The organism is Aporhodopirellula aestuarii, from assembly GCF_023701485.1.
Lineage (GTDB): Bacteria > Planctomycetota > Planctomycetia > Pirellulales > Pirellulaceae > Rhodopirellula > Rhodopirellula aestuarii.
Map to the genome: position 1 here is coordinate 115,789 of NZ_JAMQBK010000081.1, position 19,575 is coordinate 135,363.

Here is a 19,575-nt window from a genome sequence, read left to right on the forward strand (position 1 = left end):
GGTCGTTACTCTTTCCTTCCCGTCTTCAGGGTCGAAGCAACCGCGGAAGTCAACTTCGCAAACGTTTCAGGAGTGTAGTTTTTCAAGGCCGCAACGGCCTGCATCTCCTCGTTCATTTCGAAGGCCACACCCTGTGGAATTTGCACCAACGCGAACGCGTCTTTGGAAGGGATACCGAACAGATTGAATTTATCCGCGTCCACATTCATCACGCGGTTCTCCTGCATGTTCGGCGGCAAGAGCTGAATGGTCGTGTCGGCGACGCTCAACTGAGACTGGTCTTTGGACGACTGAAGCAACCACACGAGCGTTCCAATGTTTCCGTTTTCGGGGAATACCCAGATGTAGTACCGCACGACCATTTCGGTGTGTTGGCCGTTTCGTAGCAGGATCGCAGGGGCGTCGATGACGAGACTATTCTTAGTCCTCGCGACTTGCTCAACCTTCGACAACGATTCCACATTGCCATCCAAGACGGTGCGCCCGATGATCGACAGATCACCACCAAGATCCTCTTGGGTGTCCGAGGTCACGACCGTGTTCTTACCATCGATCAACATCGAAAAACCAACGGCGACCTGGTCGAGTTCATACTTACCATCCGCGTTGGTGTCGGTGTTGGCGAGCATCACCAGATTAAAAGTCTCGGCGTAGTATTTGACGGTCTCGGAAACCGCATCCACGTCACCACTGGACAACTTTCCACGCACAAAGGAAATCAGGTTGGACCAACCTGCAGGCGGTTTTTCCTTGAATCGGGTGCCCGGCGGAATCTTCGGCAACGGTTGTCGCTCGAAAAGCACTCGTTTGGATTTTGGGGTCACATCGTGTTTCACAAAACCGTTTTGGGCGTAAACCGGCTTGCTGCTCACGAGTACCACACTCAGACAAACCGTCGTGATCGCGACAAAAACATGTCCGTGGTTACAAAATAAACGCATCGGGCAAATTCCAGAAATTGAAACGAGGGGGAGACGGCAGTGTCGACGCTGACTCGCAAGTATTCGCGCCGACTAGTCATTCGTCCAGACCTCGCGCCAGAAACGGTTTTGAACACGCCGCGTTTAGATACGAAGCGCTGCACCCATCGTCCACGTGCGGCAGACGCCCCATCCCGCCTGGAACTGCCCCTCGATACCGAAAAACGGTAGCAGCCCTCACGAAATTAGCCGGGCCGATGATCGCCGTGGTCAGGGCAACAATAGTTCGCTGGACCAGGGTTGATGTTCGCGATACCACGCCACCGATGCGTCGATGCCCTCGTCGAGTTCGACTTTCGGCGTCCATCCGAGTAACTCGCGGGCTTTGGTAATGTCAGCGGATGTCGTTTTGATGTCGGCTTTGTGGAACGTTTTATGATTGAGCTTGGCTTTCTTGCCGAGTCGTTCTTCTAGCATTTCAATCACCGTGTTGAGCGACACGGGCGTCCCACCGCCACCGAGATTGACGATCTCGTATCCGACGGGTTTCAGTGCTGCGATGGTGCCCGAAGCGATGTCCGACACGTAAGTAAAGTCGCGTGCCTGCTCACCGTCGCCGAACAGCTCGATCGGTGTGCCCTCATCGATCCATTTGATGAAACGGAAGATACACATGTCCGGCCGCCCGGCCGGTCCATACACGGTGAAGTATCGGCAAATGGTGACATCGATGTCATAGAGGTGATGGTAAGCGTACGCCATCGCTTCAGCCGATTTCTTGCTGGCTGCGTACGGCGAGATCGGGGTGTTGACGGGTAGCGTCTCGACAAACGGCATGGGCTGGCCGGCGTAAAGCGACGACGTGGACGCCAACACATATTTCTTGACACCGTGGCGCTGCATTTGATCGAGCAGATTCAAACTGCCCATCGCGTTGGTCGTCATGTAGACATGTGGATTTTCCATGCTGTACCGAACACCCGCTCGGGCGGCGAGATTCAACACGCCGTCAAACGAATACTTATCAAACAATTCCGCGAGCGTTTCTTGGCTTTCGATATCGCCCCGAACGAATTCGAATTGATCCGGTCCGAGCGATTGCAAACGCTCCAGGCGATGCTCTTTAAGTCGCACGTCGTAGTAATCGTTGACATTGTCGATTCCGACGACTTTCGCTCCAGAATCGATCAACTGAGCAGCGACTTCGCTGGCGATAAAACCGGCACAACCGGTTACGAGATAAGTGGTCATTCAACAATCATCATCAAAAGCATACTTACTGCGACTTGAGAGATACCGTGGCGGCAATCAGACTACGGGCCCAAATCCCCCTCTCCAGCCTTGAGCCCGACAGTTTAATCCGTGCACCGACCAAAAATAGCGGTCTTCTTTGGCACTCGCCCCGAAGCCATCAAGATGGCGCCGCTTATCACGGCTCTTGCGTCGGACGATCGATTCGAGCTGCTGTCGGTATCGACCGGTCAACACCGCGAAATGCTCGATCAAGTGGTCGATATTTTCAATCTTCCCGTACATCACGACTTGGAAGTCATGACGCCCAGCCAAACGCTGGCGTCACTTTCATCAAAATTGATGACCAAGATCGACGCACTTTTGGAAGCGGAAAAACCCGATTTTTCTCTCGTTCAGGGCGATACGACGACGGTTTTGATGGCATCGCTTGCGTGTTTCTACAGGCGAATTCCGACCGGACACGTGGAGGCGGGCTTGAGAACCGGCGACATCACGAGCCCCTTTCCCGAAGAAGCCAACCGGGTCCTCGCAGCACCCCTGTCCACGCTGCACTTCGCCCCGACGAATGTGAGCGAAAAACATCTGCTCGACGAACGGGTCCCGAAAGAGAGAATCTTTATTACCGGCAATACCGTGATCGACGCGTTGCATCTCGAAGTCGCACGACAAAGCGAACCCGCGATCGCCGCCGAAATCGAAACGCATCTCGGCAGCGTCCTACCTTTGGATTGGCGAGAAAAACGGTTCGTGCTAATCACAGGACATCGCCGTGAAAACTTCGGGGGCGGGTTCGAGTCGATCTGCGCCGCGATCGCTGAGCTCGCCGAGCGATTCCCCGACGTTCGCTTCGTTTACCCCGTGCATCTGAATCCGAACGTGCAAGGACCGGTCGAAGAAACCCTCGGCAATCTCGACAACGTGCTCTTGCTGCCTCCGCAATCGTACCGACCGTTCGTCGCATTGATGAAGGCATGCGAATTTTTGCTGACCGATTCGGGCGGCGTCCAAGAAGAGGCCCCGGGGCTCGGCAAACCGGTCCTGGTCATGCGTAACACCACCGAACGTCCCGAAGGCGTCGACGCCGGTACCGTTCGACTCGTCGGCCCGGTCCGTGAAAAAATCGTTGAAGGTGTGAGCGAATTGCTGACCAAGCCGGCGAGCTACCACGCGATGGCGCAGGCCAGTAATCCGTACGGTGACGGCAAAGCGAGTGCTCGCATTCTGAACGCGATCGCCGACTACTTTGAGTTGGCGAAATGTTCATGAATTAGTCGTCAGGAAGACCGCTGGTTGATCTGACCGAGCACATCCCGTCTCGGTCGAGAATGCTGGCGAGCGAGCCCGCTGACATAGCGGTTTCCATCGACGAAAAACCGCAACGGCAAATCAGCCGCTTCACGTATCCCAATGCGCGGTGTGGCAATGACTTTGTGATTCACTTGATGACCAACACCGAGTATCCATTCGCTTGATCGCGTGACATCGATCCCGTCACTGGAACGGTCCACCCGCATCGCCGAGCAAATCATGCCTGGTCCGGATGTGATGCGGCGTGGATCCGTCGTCCCACGATTCTGCATCATGATATCGATCCCCCAAACCGGTTCGATCGCCCGAATCAGCACCGCGGAACCGATATCGACACCTTCCGTCACTAGGTTGACGCAGAACTTCGCGTGAATCGGATAGACGTACAGCGAGCCGGCCTCAGCAAACATCGACGCGTTGCTGCTCCCGGGTCCCCGGGCGCCATGGCAGGCCGGATCGTCGTTGGCGAGATACGCTTCGGTTTCGACAATCCATCCGCCGAGCCATTCGTCACCACAACGGTGTGCGAACCCGCAACCGAGTAATTCTCGGGCGACCGTTTCCGGATCGCGTTGAAAGAAATTCCGCTGGAGCCGATTCGACTCGGGCAGATCAAAAGAGTTGAGATTCTTCACGGCGAAGTGCGCGTGCTTCCGAATCGGCCAACCACGCCGTGGCAAAATCATCGAGCCACTTCTCAGTCGCTTCGACGTCATCCAAAGCCGGCACCGCAATGCATGGATGCGAGAACGCAACCGTTTCGGCTTCCGTCGCGTCTTCATCGGATTCCGCTTCCGCCGAGCCTTCTGGGGATGCCGCAACAGCGACGGTGACTGGCGCGGATGCAGAAGCGGCCTGAACGTTGATCAGTCCGAAGTCAGACAAATCAAAGACCCCATCGCCGTTAAAGTCAAACGACAAAACCGCATCCACCGCATCGGCGTGGTTCTCGACCGGATCGGCTGAATCGACGATTTCGGCGGGAGACTCAACGGCCGGCTGCGTTTCAGATGACTCGATTGGGATCACCGGCGACGAGACTGCGGGTGATTCGATGACTGGGCTGACGAGCTCGGGGACTTCAATCGCCAGCGTTTCGATCGGTTCGCTCACTACCGGTACTTCGGGAACCGCAGTTTTTTCGACCGGTTCCGATGCGGCAGGCGACTTGACCACGACATCAGTTGGCTCGGTTTCTTGCGGAAGAGGCGTCTCGAGATCGGTCTGCTCCTCATCCGCTGAAACGGCTGTTTCTACCGTCTCGGTTTTAGGCTCATTCGAATCAATTGTCTCTGGGTCAGATGCTACTGGTACCTCTGGCTCGTTCGCCGCCGCAACAATCGTGATGGTCTCGTGATCAAATCTCAGGTGCCGTTCGCCCAACGAAGCCGTTGGGGACGTGATCGTTTTCGAATTTCCTTTATGCAGATCTAACGTCGCGGTACCGGGCTGATCACCAGCTCGCATGCGGATGAGCACGAAAGTTTCCGGAACGGCATTTCCGATCGGACGGCCAGACCCCAGCGCCGATAAGGACGTGCCGCTGAGTCCCTCGATCACACCAGCTTCTTGATCGAGCGACCCTTTTTGCAACACCGGGAGGTTTGATGTGATGATCGTATCGAGCTGAAAATCCTCTTCGACGACATCGAGCAGACTGGCATCCCATTCGATGTCCAGACCGACGGACTGCAGCCCGTAACGAGTGGGATCAAATTCTTGCGCCGTCACCCGGAGGAAAAACGTTTCTCCCGCCGTGATCGTATTGTCAGCGATCACCGCGCCGGGTACGCCACCGTTGTCGGTCAATAATTCGGATTCGAACGCAGCAACGGCCAACAGACGGCGACTCTCGAGTGATTCGAGCCGTAGAGAATGAGCGTGTCGGCGGCGCGATCGGTTGCGATTGACTTTCCGTGTCATGTCGATCCCTTTGCCATCCTTGGCAGAGTGTCGATGGGAGATTGTTATGTTGCGGAGTGTCGAGTCGCTCCGTGGTGACGTCAAGAGAGATTTGCGGCCAAATCACGTGAAACACCGTGAAACCGGCTAAACCAGCATCCCGATCACCGAATCGACCGATCGGGCGTGTTCCTCATCTTCGTCTTCCCGATGGTTCGCACCGCTGGAGTCGCACCAATGCCAATCAAGCTCGAGATCGGCCGCGGGTGTGAGACTCTCATCGTCATGCTGGGCTCGAAACACCTCATCCAACGACACGTGGGAAGCGACGGGCGTCGTCTCAGCTTCGTCCGTTCCCAAGTTTGCGGGGCATGATTCCTCGAATGAATGCAGGGCAGCTTCGGTGACACTCGTGTTTGCAATCGGTTCCCCACCGACCAACGCGGATGACGAGGCCGGGCTCTCCAAAGACGGCGGTGGCAATGTGACTTCAAACGGGATCGCGGTCCGCACGGACTGATCGATCTCGACGTTGATCGGTCCAAAGTCGCCCAATGAAATTTCGCGTGCCGGAGTTCCGCCGACAAGGAAGACGCACGTACCGGTCGCTTGATCCGCCCCGTTAGGACAACGAACGTTAATGTCTTTGCTGGGATCGAATCGAACCGCCTGCTCGCGAATCACCGATTCCCGAATCAAAAGATCATTGAGAAAGACCGCATCTTCAACGTCGACGACGCCATCGTAGGTAATATCGCTGTCATAGGTAGAGCCGCCGATCAATCGCACCGGGAACCGCAAATCCGCATCGGTAACAACTTCGATCCGTGCATCGGCCGCAAAGGTATGGGCGACTCGGTCGACGGGCGGACCTAACCAATCGGGCTGCTGGGCGAGGACTTGACCAGCATCATTTCGTTGCACCGGAGCATAAAAGACAAGAAGCTCGGCTGAACCCTTCGCTTCGACACGGATCGGGAAAACCGGGTCGACCAAACTTCCATCGGCCGCGACTTGTTTGACGGAAACATAGTCCACTTCACGAGCATCAAGGTTGAGCGTGTTGATACCGGTGATGTTGAAACTGCTGCCGCTTTCGTTTTCAATCGTGATGGATTGCGTCGTCGCGAGAGCACGTTGCAGGAGCGGATATTCGGTCAACCAATCCTGGTACACGTCAGCGGGCCGGACGTATCGACCGATTTCCATCGCACCAAAATTCGGAGCCTGTGCGGTTCCTCGTGCCGCCTGCACGACAACTCCGCCACTGACGACGACGGTGTGTGATGGAGCGAGACCGTCAGTGGCGGTTTGCGGGAACGTCGAAATCAATACGGTACCGCCCCCCGGATTGAGCACGTTCTCCCGCTCGAAATCGGCCTCGCGAACGACATAGCTATCTGGCGAGAGGGCACTGAAGCGATAACGACCCTCGTCGTCGGTGACCGAAGTCGGCTCGAGTTGCGGATCGAACACACCATCGTTATTCAGATCCAAGAAATACTGAACGCCTTTGCGAACGTTTTCGTCCGCCTCCCAAACACCGTTTTGGTTTACGTCAGCCCACGAATAACCGAGGATCGTTCCAATGTCATTGGAGGGTGAGTTAACGAAGTCCTGTGAAATTCCGAAGTTCGTTGCAGATGTCTCAGTGGCCGAAGGCAGCCTCGGTGTGCCGATCGGTCGCGAAGCAACCGGTGCGGTTTGGTTAATCTCGATTTCCAGCTCACCGGCACCGGGGAACGTGGTGTTGACCGCACTCGGAAGTTCGACGCGGATTTGATAAATGCCGTCAGGAACCGAACCGCTCGCAAAGAAATAAATACCTGTCTCCGTTGCAGCGTCGATTATCCCGTTTCCGTCGAGATCGAACGAACCGGTTTGGGATGAACCGAACAAGGTTGTGCCTTGGAACAGGCTCACTGTGACGCCGTTGACCGCTGATTCGGACGCGTCCCAAACTCCATCCTGATTGGCATCATTCCAGACGAACCCCAAGGCGGCGATCTGTGACGGGGCCGGCAAGACCGGGGTGCCCGCCCGAAAGACGCTCAGGGGCGCGATGAACTGAACCGTTTGAGTTTCGATCGGTTGCGGCGTGATTGTTTCGGTATCGGTATTGTTGCTCGGTTCAGGGTCGTCTTGTTCACCGTCAATGACCGCCGTGTTGGCGACCGGCGTTCCTGCCGTCCCACCATTGACGGAAACAGTGAGCGTCAACGTTTCAGACGCACCTTGACCGAGAGCTCCTATCGTCCACACCCCGGTGGCTTCGTCGAAAACTCCGGCCGTGATGGTGAACGAATCCAGCGTCACGCCGGCCGGTAGAACATCCACAACTGTTACTCCGGTTGCGGAGCTTAGCGACGAAGCCGAATTGCTCGCGATGATCGTGTAGACGACCTGACTGCCTTCGATTGGTGCGGGATTACTAGCCGATTTATCTACTGACAGATCCGCGGACGGTTGTGGTTGCGGGACGACCTCTGTTGTCGATTCATTATTCGTCGGATCTGGATCCGTTTCTTCCGCCGTCACACGCGCAAGGTTCACAAGATTCTGCAAAGCGGTGTCTAAATCGGCGCTAGCGACCACCGACACTGTCGATTGCTCTGCTGCACCGATATCGGGAAGGAGCCATGTAATTGTGCGGTTCACGGGATCGAATACGCCGCCGTCGCTCGCTGAAACAAAAGTCAAACCGTCAGGCAGCACATCGACGAGGGTCACACCGGTCGCCACCGCATTGGATGTCGGTGCGTTTGCCACAACGATCTCAAACGTGACCGTGTCGCCGACAGTTGGCGTATCATTATCCACCGTCTTCGTCGCCGAAAGGTCAACGCTATTGACGGTCGCTGGCAGCTCCACCTCGTTGTTGGTCAGGTCGGGATCCTCTTGATCGCCCACGATCGTCGCCACGTTAACCAGCGTACTTCCTGAAGTTTCAGCAGACACGATCACGCTGAGGGTGAGGGTCTGAGACTCACCCGGCGACAACTCCACTCCACTCCAAACGCCCGTGGTTGGATCGAAATCACCTTCGCTCGCCGCCGCTGACTCATAAGTCACACCAACGGGTAGAACATCGGTCACCGTGACGCCGGTCGCGGTCCCGACTGAATCGGCGGAATTGGTCGCGGTGACCGTATAGACGATGAGTTGGGATTCGTTCGGAGTCGCATCGTCAACGGCCTTTGCAACCGACAGATCCGCTGTGAGCGGCGCAGGTTCAGCGACATGAACGATCACAACGTCGTCGACATACCAACCCTCAGGATCTTCCCGAACGGGGTCGCCTGAATCGAACTCGAAGTCGACCGATATTGTTTGACCGGCGTACGCCGAGAGATCATAAGTCGCCGTCAGCCAGTCACCCGCGGTCTCAGGAAGCGTACCCGCCGCGCGGCTCAAGATGGGGGTGATCGTCGTGCCATCGTCCACCAAAACGGTCACAAAATCACGGGTCAGCTCCGGCCGGGTATCGAGCAAATAGCTGAAACTGAGGATCGATGTTCCCTCCGCGGGCAGCGTCACTTCCGGTGACGAAATCACACCTCGGTGATAACGATCGAGAATGGTACTGCCACCGCCGGTCGGCCCTTCAAATAATCCATAGTAGAACGATCCCCTTAACGAGTGATTGAGTTGATTGTCCTCGCGTCGGCCCAGCGAACGGTGCCAAAGTCCACCCACTTCTCCACCCGAATTATCAATGACAAAACCGTCGGAGCCTTGATTGAAGTTGGCATAAAACAATTGGCGAACATCATCGGAGTCGCGTCGTGTGGCAAAGGCAAGGTCGCCCGAGACTCCACGCAGTGGCGATTGAGTCGTTAGAAATGTTCGCATCCGGGTTATTGGATCGATCGTAAAGAAACGTCCCAAATGCGATTCGCTGCCATACAACAAACCCGATTCGGGATTGACCGCGAGCCCAGTTGTGAATCCGTACGGAGTTTCATCGATGATCGAATGGGAATCGATCACACTCGCGTCGGTTACGTCGATGCGGTGTAAGGTCAAAGGCGAGAACCCGCCATCTTGCGAGGTCGCGTACAGCGTCCCGTCAGGATGCATTGCGATGGAAACCTGCCCCACCAATCCGGTGTCTCCGATCAGCGTCGCTTCGCCCGTGACCGGATCGATCGCAACTAATTTCGCCGACTCGGTTGGCCCGTTTAGTGACGCGGTGACTCCAAACACATGACCGGTCGAATCGCTGGTCAAATCGGCGATCGCGATAGGGCTACCGCTTAAACGCACTGCGACTCGACGAACGACGGCACCCTCGAGTGATTCGCGGACAACCAATTCACTGACCCGAGACGCGTCCTGTCCTGACTGAGTGCTGGCGGCGGTGACGACGGTTCCATCGGGCAAAACGGCCAAGCCGGAAATGCCTTCATCGGAATCACTCACACCCATCTGCAAAAGGCTGGCCGGCACGACCGGAGAAACCTCGTTGTCACGCAGATCAATTAAAGAGAGCACCGAGTGGTTGGCATCACCGTTCGTCGGCGCGTCGATCGCGGAGACGAGGATGTCAGAAGCAAGTAGTTTCCGAGACTCGAGCGACTCAACCCGCAATCGCCGCGGGCGTCCTAAGTGTCGTATGGCGGTCGTCGATTTTCTCGGCATCGCGGGCATGGTCTCGTTTGAAACTCAATACTACCAACCCTCCCTGTCGTCCCCTGAAGAAAACGATTCATTCAGAATCCACACGCCATCATAAGCAAAACATTTGCAAAGATAGCAGTCTTCTCGATAAGTCAACTCAGATTCTTGGGAACCGCGACACCGGGCGATTCGGTCAGCCAAACTGCGGTGAGTAGAGCAGCTCTAAGGGTATGAATCTCGGGTTGGGTGCGTTTGTCGGCTTATGAGAATCAGGCCGCATTCTTTTAATGATTCCGAGACTCTTAATGCGCCTACACGCCTTAATTATAGGCCTCGTAATAATCTAGGGGGATTAGTGAGCTTTGGCCAAGCAAATTAGATACAAGGGCGTTTTACAAGCAATTTACCGATTATCCGGCCATTTCAAAAACTCTTTACTTGCTTCTCGCGCGGGGCGGAAATAGAAAGAAGGTATCCCAATTTGTGGGGTTGCGCGTCGAGGGCTTGGCGTTGCGGTTTGTGTTATGGACGGTCACGCTCATCTTGAACCGAAGGTCAACACTTCCATGAAACTCTTCAAAAGACAACGCCGCGAGCCCGCCTCGACTCGCTCGAAACCCACTCGCCGACGACGAATGCGTGTCGAAACCTTAGAGAACCGACGCGTCCTCGCCGCCAACTTTGTGACGGTAGACATTACGGGCGATACCGTCATGTTGTCCGGCGACACCAACGCCAACGAAATCGAAATTTGGCAAGATTCACGCCGAGCTTTCTCGCCCTCGGAAAGCTTTACCATCAAAGCCGCCGAGAACTCGGAAACGATGTTCGTCGATAGTGCTGGCTTGGTGATTGGCGACACGTTCCAAAGCCCCGTCAACGTGGCGATTCACAACATCAACATCGATTTTGGACAGGGTGGTGCTGACTCAGTCGAGTTCGTGGGGCTGGATCAATCGGATACAGATGCCTCCACACTCGACGGCATGCTAACCATCATCACCAATGGTGAAGCAGAGGTCAGCCTGAGCGATCTCGAAGTCGAAACGCTTCTTGTGAGTCACCAAGACGATGATGATATTGGCACGACGACACTGACGGACGTCGTCGTCAGCGGCGATGATGTTTCGATGGCTGGCACTCGGAACTTTTTCTCGACGCACATCGAATCCGGCGGTGGCGGCAGCGTGATCACGATCCTGGATAGCAACCTCAAAGGCGGGTTGTCGATCAGCAACGACGGCCTTGTTGATTTCAGTGGGCCCATTGTGCACATGATGAATCCGACCGGTGCGGCCGACGTTATTAAGATCACCAACACAGACATCGGCGAACTGCTCGTGTTGGATCCTCAAAATGTGCTGGAAATCTACAACGGGGATGGCGGAAGCCGCACCACGTTAGAACGAGACAATGCAACCGACCCTAGCCGAATTCGCGGTAACGTGGTGATCACGAACGAAGCCGGTTTTGACGAAGTCAGCTTCTCTGGAATCAACATTTGGGGTAGTTCCGATATCGAAAACGGTGCGGGCGATTTCCTCCATGGATCGTCGATCATGATCTTCAACGAGAGCATCATCGGCTCCGACCTTCTCGAGGGCGGTCGTTTGAATGTGGTTAACGGTGATGGCGACGACCGATTGACGATCGAAGAGTCACGCTTGCCAAGTGGAATCATCGTCAACAACGGCAATGATCACGACACCAATACGATCATTATCGGGAAGGCTGGTGACGTCGCGTTGCCGGCCGAACGAACAATCATCGGCGGGAACACGCTGGCCGGAAGTGTCATTCAATTTGCCAACGGTGACGGTAATGAGCGGCTGAGCATCATCAATACAGACTTGCGTGGTTTGGTCGACATCGGACTAAGCGGCGGCGATGATTCAGTCAATATGTCGGATGTCATCGTCGACGGAGCGCTCAACATAGGTAATACGGAGAATATTCGTCCCGCCTTCGTTGACGACCTATTTACCGATCTCGGAATTGCTGGTGCCGATGACGGCGACGATGGATTAGGTAACGACCGCGTGACCCTCGAAGATGTGATGGTGACCGCAGGAACATTCATTGACCTGGGTGACGATCAAGACCGCGTTGATTTGATCGACACTATCGATTTTGGCCCTCGCGCCATCATTAACGGTGGTGACGATTCGGGCGATACGCTCGATCGTAGCGAACTTTCCTCGGTGATGACCAATGTCGCACTGGACGGATTCAGAAATCACATCAACTGAGGAATGGAATTGTTTCGAAGTCGGAGCGTCTAAGGAACCAAAACTGGTTCATTGCCGACTTGTGACTAAAATGGCGTGAACTCAGGCGGCGGCGGATTTTTCCGCCGCCGCTTCTTTTCGGTCCTTCCATGAGTTCCCCATCGATGGCTCTCTCTCGTCGTTTTGCAGGTCGCTCGCAAGCTGCCAATCGCCAACGCAGACATCGTGAAAACGATCCGAAGAGGGGCGTCTCCAAGGCGAACGATGGCGGATTCGCCCGTCGCAGGCGTGCTGCGCTGCAGTTCCAAACGCTGGAGACGCGGCATCTCCTGGATGGCTTCGGTGTCCGATTCGCCTTTTTCGCCGCCGGTGGGACCGGCAATGAGCTCACTTCGCTCAACGTCGGTCAAACCTATTTGATGCGAACCTTCGTTCAGGACGAACGGCCAGTTGAATCCTCCACCATTCCATCCGGCATTCTGCAAGCGGCATTCGACGTCCCTTACGATCCGTCTCTGTTGCAGTTTTCAGGGCCCATCACTTTAGGTAGCGAGTTTCAAACTGTACCCGGGCGACCTAACAGCGGAACGATCGAGTCGAACCGACTCGACAACCTGAACGGACGGGACGCCACCCAACCAAGCGGCGCGGAGCGCAGCGCTGAGTTTCTTTTTTTCGAAATCAATGTGACCGCGTTGTCAGCGGGTAGCGTCGACCTGGATGCAGTCAACGCGAACGAACCCAACCTTCGAGCTGAATTCTATCTGCCCTTCGCGGAGGTCACCGAGTTTGATGTGACCGGTGACCAAATCGAGATCGTTGGTGGGGGAGTTGTCTTCACCAACGCCACAAACCTGCAAGCCACCGAGGGTGGCAGTTCAGCGAGTTTCCAAGTTGCGCTGAATCGAGCGCCGTCCGCAGACGTCAGCTTCACCATCACGCCGCAGACTCCCAACCAAGTCACGCTTTCATCAACAACGCTGACTTTCACACCATCGAATTGGAACTTGCCGCAAACGGTCCAGATCACCGCAACCAACGACTCGGTCGCCGAAGCGAGCCTCAACGTTGCCTTGCAAACGAGCGTTCTAGCGAGCACCGATTCGAGCTTTAGCGGTGTCTCTGTTGATGACCTGAATGTGACCGTCATCGATAACGACACCGCTGGCGTCTCGATCACGTCCACCTCGGGACTCATCACCAGTGAAAACGGACAAACGGCGACCACCCAGGTACGCCTCACATCGGAACCGACGGTTCCGGTGACGATTAACTTCGTCTCAAGTAACACCAACGAAGGCACCGTGTCGCCGGCACAACTCGTGTTCACGCAATCTAACTGGAATCAATTTCAAACACTCACGTTGACCGGCGTGGACGATGGGATCGTCGATGCCACGCAGAACTATCAAATCACCGGTTTGATCAACAGCAGCGATTCGTTCTACCAAAACGTCACCGTGCCTACGATCACGGCGAGCAATCTGAATACCACCGTCGCCGACCTCCTGATCCAACCGAGCTCCGGACTCGTTACGCGTGAGAATGGCCAAAGCGACGTTTTTAATGTGCGTTTGTCGTCGAAGCCCAACTCGAACGTAACCCTCAATCTGACGTCTTCCGACAGCAGCGAAGGAGTCGTCAACAAACCGCAGTTGACGTTCACCCCTGAGAACTGGGACACCACCCAAGTCGTGATGGTCTCGGGCGTCAATGATGACCTGATCGACGGTCCGATCAGTTACCAAATCAACATCACTCCTGATCCATCCAGCGATTCGGCGTATCGCAACCTCGCAACTCGCTCGGTCGCGGTCACCAATCAGGACGACGATACCGCCGGACTGATCGTCTCGCAGCCGTCACCAACTTTCACGACCGAAGGTGCAACGACGACCTCATTCACGGTTCGTCTACAAACCCAGCCCACCGGTATCGTGACGATCAACGTCGCCTCGAGCGACCAAACCGAGGGCACGGCGTCACCCACCTCGACCACGTTCAATTCCACGAACTGGAACCAGCCACAAACAATCACCATCACTGGTGTCGACGATGTGACCAGCGATGGCGATGTTGAATACACCGTGACAGTCACGAGCAGTTCAACATCAGACCCGAGCTACAACTCGCTCGCCGCGATCACGCGGACGCTGACCAACCAAGACAACGACATTCCTGGCGTGCTCCTGAGCGACACAACCGGTTTGCAAGTCGACGAAGACGGCGGCAGTGACACCTTCTCCATCCGCTTGCAAACCCAACCGCTCGGGAACGTGACCGTTCGGACGACCAGTAGCGATACCGGCGAAGTCACCGTTTCCCCCGCGACGGTGACCCTCACACCGCAGAACTGGAACCAGCCACAAACAATCACGCTCACAGGCGTAAACGACAACGTGGTCGACGGGCCGCAAACGGCCAATATCAATTTCGATCTCACCACGAGCGCCGATACCGCGTACCGCACCGTTACCGTCAGCCCGATTACGGTGACCAACGTCGGGGACAGCGCACGCTTAATCGTTTCACCGATAGCGGGACTCGTCACCAAGGAGGCTGGCGGACTCGATGGTTCAGACACGTTTGGCGTTCGTTTGTCAAAACAACCCACCACGAACGTGGTTATCGATATCGTCTCTTCGGACCCGAGCGAAGGCACGCCGACGGTATCTCAAATTACATTCACACCGAGCAATTTCGGCCAAGTCCAGGAGATCACCATCGCGGGTGTTGACGATGATCTGACCGATGGAAACCAGACTTACCAAGTCTCTGTTAAACCAACATCTTCGAGCGATTCAGAGTACCGCGACCTAGCGACCACTTTCGTGACGCTGACCAATGAAGACGATGACGTGCCGGGCCTGATTGTGTCGCAACCTTCGGTCGCCTTCACCTCCGAAGTCGGTTCGTCAAGCACGCTCACCACACGACTGCAAACCCAGCCTACGGGTACCGTCAGCGTGACAGTCGCCGTGAGTGACGCCAGCGAAGCGTCGGTTTCCTCGTCGATGCTCACTTTCAATGCCGGCAACTGGGACCAACCCCAGACGATCACGGTCACGGGGGTTGATGATCCGGCCACCGATGGCGACGTCGGCTACAACGTCACTTTTACCAGCACGTCGACGACCGACCCGGCATACAACTCGCTTGGTTCCGTTTCGCGTTCCCTGACAAACCGTGACAATGACCCCGCAGGTGTTGTGCTCGCGGGCACCGAAGGATTGCAGGTTGCCGAAGACGGCAGCACGGACACGTTCACCATTCGCTTGCAATCGCAACCGCTTTCAAACGTCACCATTCGGCTCGCCAGCACCGACACCGGCGAAGTCACAATCAGCCCGGCCACGTTAACGTTCACACCCGCAAACTGGAACACATCTCAAACCGTTACCCTCACGGGTGTCGATGACATTGCCGTTGACGGACCTCAAACCGCCAACATCACGTTTGATTTATCGACGAGCGACGACGCTGCGTACCGAAACGTCAGTGTCACACCGTTTTCGGTGACCAACACGGATAACGACGTGCCCGGCGTTAGCATCGTGACCGCGAGCCCGTTGCAAATCAGCGAGGCCGGCACGTCGGCGACGTTCACGGTCGCCCTCAACACGCCGCCGACACAGAACGTCACGATTACAGCGACCTCCGGCGACACTTCCGAAGGCACGATATCGCCCAACACCATCACGTTCAATTCAACCAATTTCAACCAGCCTCAAACGTTTACGATTACCGGCGTTGACGATCCACTCGTTGATGGTGACGTTTCATTCAATATCGTGCTCACCGCCGCGAGCGGCGACACGGCTTACGACGGCATCAGCATCTCGCCGATCTCGGTTGTCAACGCAAACGATGATGAGGGCGGTATCGAAGTCAACGCTGGCAACAACTTGACCGTCAGCGAAACAGGAACGACGACCACCTTCAGCGTCGTCCTCAAACGCCAACCCATTCAAGACGTCACCGTGCCGTTAGGCGTCACCGACGCGTCCGAACTCTCGATCAACAAGAACGAACTGCTGTTCACAAACGCGAACTGGAACACACCTCAAATCGTCACGGTTACCGGAATCGCTGACAATACCGTTGATGCGGACGTTGTTTCAGCAGTCACCATTGGCCCTTCAAGCAGTAATGACCAAGAGTTCGACGAACTCGTCCTCACGCCGCTTTCAATCACCAACACGAACATTGACACCGCATCGCTTGCCGTCACGGCGAGTGACGTGATCGAAGGCAACGCGGGCACCAACGCATCCATCGTCTACACCATCGAACTCTCTGGCGCCGTCCAGTCAGGCGTCACGCTCGATTACGCCACGTTTGAACCGACCAGCGGTGTGGCAGCGAACGCCGGAATCGACTACACGTCACGGTCAGGCACGCTGTCGTTATCAGGAAACGACGGCGAAACGATGCAAATCAGCGTTCCGATTTTGGCAGACTCCGTCGTCGAAGCCCATGAAAGCATCGGTTTGCGATTGAGTGGACTGCGACTGGGAAGTTCCGGCGCAAGCGTCTCCGACGTCACGCTTAGCACTCCCGAAGCCGTTGCCAGAATTCTTAACGATGACGCCGCCACACTCACGCTCGGGTCACTCGCCTCGCAATCGTTTGAAGGAGCCGGCGGCACGACGACCACGTTGACGGCGCAAGCCATCCTGTCGGCCGCCGTTCAAGGTGGAATCACGGCACGCTATGACACCACCGATGGAACTGCCACGGTGGCTGACGATGATTATGTCGCGACCTCTGGCACGCTCACCTTCGACGGGGGCGTATCAGAAACGAAAACGATCTCGGTCGAAATCATCGGCGATGACACTCCCGAGCCCGACGAAATGTTTGCGATCGCACTCAGCCAACTCGCCGCGACAGACCCTGTCATCCGAGACGCGGTCACGATCGTCGGCTCCTCGTTCAACCTCACGATTCAAAACGATGATGCCCCGAGGCTCGTCATCCGCAATGTCACCACTGACTCCACCGAAGGTGAATCAGGTACCGGTCGCGTTTTCCGATTCGAAGTCGAACTCACCGATGACGTCAACGATCCCGATGGCTTCACCGTCCCCATCTCGACGGTCGACGGTTCGGCAACTGTCGCGGGAGGCGACTACACGGCCGCCAACTCGGTGCTCTCCTTCAATGGCAACGCGGGTGAAAAACAGACGTTTGAGGTGACTGTTACCGGCGATTCGGTCGTGGAGGCGGACGAAACATTCATCGTGCAATTGGGAGCCGTCTCAGGACTCGCAGATACTGCTGAGTTGATCATCCCGAACCCGCAGCTCACCGCGACGATTGAGAACGACGACACCGCATCGGTCACCCTTACCGCTTCCGAAACGACCGTCGTCGAAGGCAACAGTGGAACAGTCACGTCGATCACCTTCACGGCGTTGCTCACCGGTAACGTGCAAGATGACTTCACGGTCAACTATCTATCGTCCGACGGCACCGCAACGGCAGCTGACAACGACTACGACACAGCCACCGGAACGCTCGCTTTTAGTGACACGTCGGGCGAGTCTCAAACGTTCACTGTCAATGTCCGTGGTGATAACCGCGTTGAACTCGCTGAAATGTTTTCGGTCGGACTCAGTTCGCTGAGTGGCCTATCCGATGCGGTCGCCTCTTCGGTAGGCCTTCCAAACGAACCGGTCACAATCTCAATTTCTGCCGACGACCGAGCTTCCCTTTCGCTCTCTACAGCCACATCTGTAGCCGAAGGTAACAGCGCCGCGGATGCCGGCGAGTTATCGTTCACGGTCACGTTATCGAATCCCATCAGCGGCGGTTTACAACTCGCGTACGGCACCGCGGACGGAACCGCCACCGCGGGAGAAGATTACGTGACCGCATCGGGAAATCTCATCTTCAGCGGGTCCGCAAACGAAACGCAAACCATCACCGTCAGTGCAATCTCCGATCTCATCGTCGAAACGAATGAGACATTCCGCATCGACTTGGGGGCGATCTCGGGATTGCCCGCGGACTTAGCCGATTTCATCGATGTCTTTTCGACCAGCGTGGTTGGAACGATCACCAACGACGACACGGCAACTCTGTCGATCAGTGGCCCAGACAGTATCGGCGAACCCGGCGGCCCCGGTGGCTCAACGTCGGCCGTCTACACCGTTTCGCTTTCGGCGGCCGTTCAGGGTGGCCTAAGCATCGGATACGCCACCAGCGACGACACCGCAGTCGCAGGCTCCGACTACGATGCCGCTAGCGGAACAATCTCATTCATCGGCACCTCCAATCAATCACAAACGATCACGGTGAACGTACGGGGCGATTCCAATCTCGAAGGCGATGAAGCGTTTGAAGTTGCTTTGCTAGAGTTGATAAACGTTGACGCAGCGATCACCTCCTCGATCAACGTCGCAAACCGCTCTGTCACCACCACCATCACCGATGACGACAGCGTTACTATCAGTTTCGCAAGCAGCACCAGCAGCGTGGCTGAAACGAACGGCAACCACACCGTCACTGTGGTGCTATCGACAACCGGCGGGGCCATCCTGACGCAACCCCTCGAAGTCGACGTGATCGTCCGCCAATCGAGTACCGCCGATTCCAACGACTACACGATCAACACCACACGCGTCGTTTTCCCGGTCGGCAGCGGCAACGGTTCGACGCAAACGATCACCCTGAATCTCGTCGACGACGGACAACTCGAAACGACCGAAATGATCGTGCTCGGCTTACAAACGGTGCAGGCGGGCCCAGGAGTAACCGTCACAAGCGATTCCCATACCGTCGCCGTAACCGACGATCCGTCCAACGCCGTTTTGGCGGGCTACGTTTGGGCCGACACGAACGCGAACACCCAACGCGAATCGCACGAGATGGGAATTGGAGGAGTGAGATTGCGGTTAACTGGAGTGGACAACCAGGGCCAAACGGTGCAACGCACAACCACAACCAACTCGCTCGGTCGCTATGAGTTCCGCGATCTCGCCGGCGGGACCTACCAAATCACGCAAGACCAACCGGGAGAATTCATCGACGCGGTCACAGTACGAGGAACGATCACTCCGCCTTCAGGAACGAGTGTCACCAGCGGAACCACGGGCACCAACACGATCTCCCAAATCGTGCTTCCCGCCTCCGGACAAGGAGACGGGTTCGGCTTCACCGAGCGGGGATATCGCGCCTCCGCCATCCCGTCGACGTCCTTCCAAGCACGATCGTCGAGCACCACAACTTCCACGGCGACGCGACCTTCCGCCATCGAGATCCCACAAAACACTGCGACATCGAACAGCGTATTGGATAGCCTGTTCGCCAACTGGTAACGTGACGAACGACAGCCCTTT

At 56.1% G+C, this 19,575-nt stretch carries 8 protein-coding genes; 3 read left to right on the forward strand and 5 right to left on the reverse strand.

Annotated features, from left to right (window positions below):
• Nucleotides 1-5 precede the first annotated feature (5 nt).
• Together NB063_RS26650 and NB063_RS26655 are read right to left on the reverse strand one after the other, a co-directional pair.
• Entirely contained in the window at nucleotides 6-941 is a 936-nt protein-coding gene (locus tag NB063_RS26650; RefSeq protein WP_250932101.1) for a pyruvate kinase, read from the reverse strand.
• A 249-nt stretch (nucleotides 942-1,190) separates the two neighbouring features.
• A complete protein-coding gene (locus NB063_RS26655) occupies nucleotides 1,191-2,171 on the reverse strand; it encodes an SDR family NAD(P)-dependent oxidoreductase (protein ID WP_250932102.1) in 981 nt (326 codons plus the stop codon).
• A 111-nt stretch (nucleotides 2,172-2,282) separates the two neighbouring features.
• On the opposite strand from NB063_RS26655, the gene wecB reads away from it, so the two are divergent.
• Nucleotides 2,283-3,440 (forward strand): non-hydrolyzing UDP-N-acetylglucosamine 2-epimerase, encoded by a 1,158-nt coding sequence (gene wecB, locus NB063_RS26660; protein WP_322975311.1) that lies wholly within the window; start codon nucleotides 2,283-2,285, stop codon nucleotides 3,438-3,440.
• 8 nt (nucleotides 3,441-3,448) lie between these two features.
• Here wecB and NB063_RS26665 read toward each other — a convergent pair whose 3' ends face one another.
• From NB063_RS26665 to NB063_RS26675, 3 genes are all read right to left on the reverse strand, one after another.
• The gene (locus NB063_RS26665) at nucleotides 3,449-4,117 is read right to left on the reverse strand and encodes a DNA-3-methyladenine glycosylase (protein ID WP_250932103.1); all 669 of its coding nucleotides are present in this window, start codon (nucleotides 4,115-4,117) and stop codon (nucleotides 3,449-3,451) included.
• On the reverse strand, nucleotides 4,095-5,405 hold the full coding sequence (locus NB063_RS26670) for a hypothetical protein (protein WP_250932104.1): 1,311 nt from the start codon (nucleotides 5,403-5,405) through the stop codon (nucleotides 4,095-4,097). The genes NB063_RS26665 and NB063_RS26670 overlap by 23 nt, the downstream gene beginning before the upstream one ends.
• Nucleotides 5,406-5,531: 126 nt before the next feature.
• A complete protein-coding gene (locus NB063_RS26675) occupies nucleotides 5,532-10,025 on the reverse strand; it encodes an SdrD B-like domain-containing protein (RefSeq protein ID WP_250932106.1) in 4,494 nt (1,497 codons plus the stop codon).
• A 545-nt stretch (nucleotides 10,026-10,570) separates the two neighbouring features.
• On the opposite strand from NB063_RS26675, the gene NB063_RS26680 reads away from it, so the two are divergent.
• Both NB063_RS26680 and NB063_RS26685 read left to right on the forward strand, forming a co-directional pair.
• The gene (locus tag NB063_RS26680) at nucleotides 10,571-12,253 is read left to right on the forward strand and encodes a Planctomycete extracellular domain protein (RefSeq protein WP_250932107.1); all 1,683 of its coding nucleotides are present in this window, start codon (nucleotides 10,571-10,573) and stop codon (nucleotides 12,251-12,253) included.
• Between the two features lie 128 nt (nucleotides 12,254-12,381).
• A complete protein-coding gene (locus NB063_RS26685; RefSeq protein WP_250932108.1) occupies nucleotides 12,382-19,554 on the forward strand; it encodes a Calx-beta domain-containing protein in 7,173 nt (2,390 codons plus the stop codon).
• The last annotated feature ends 21 nt before the right edge of the window (nucleotides 19,555-19,575 follow it).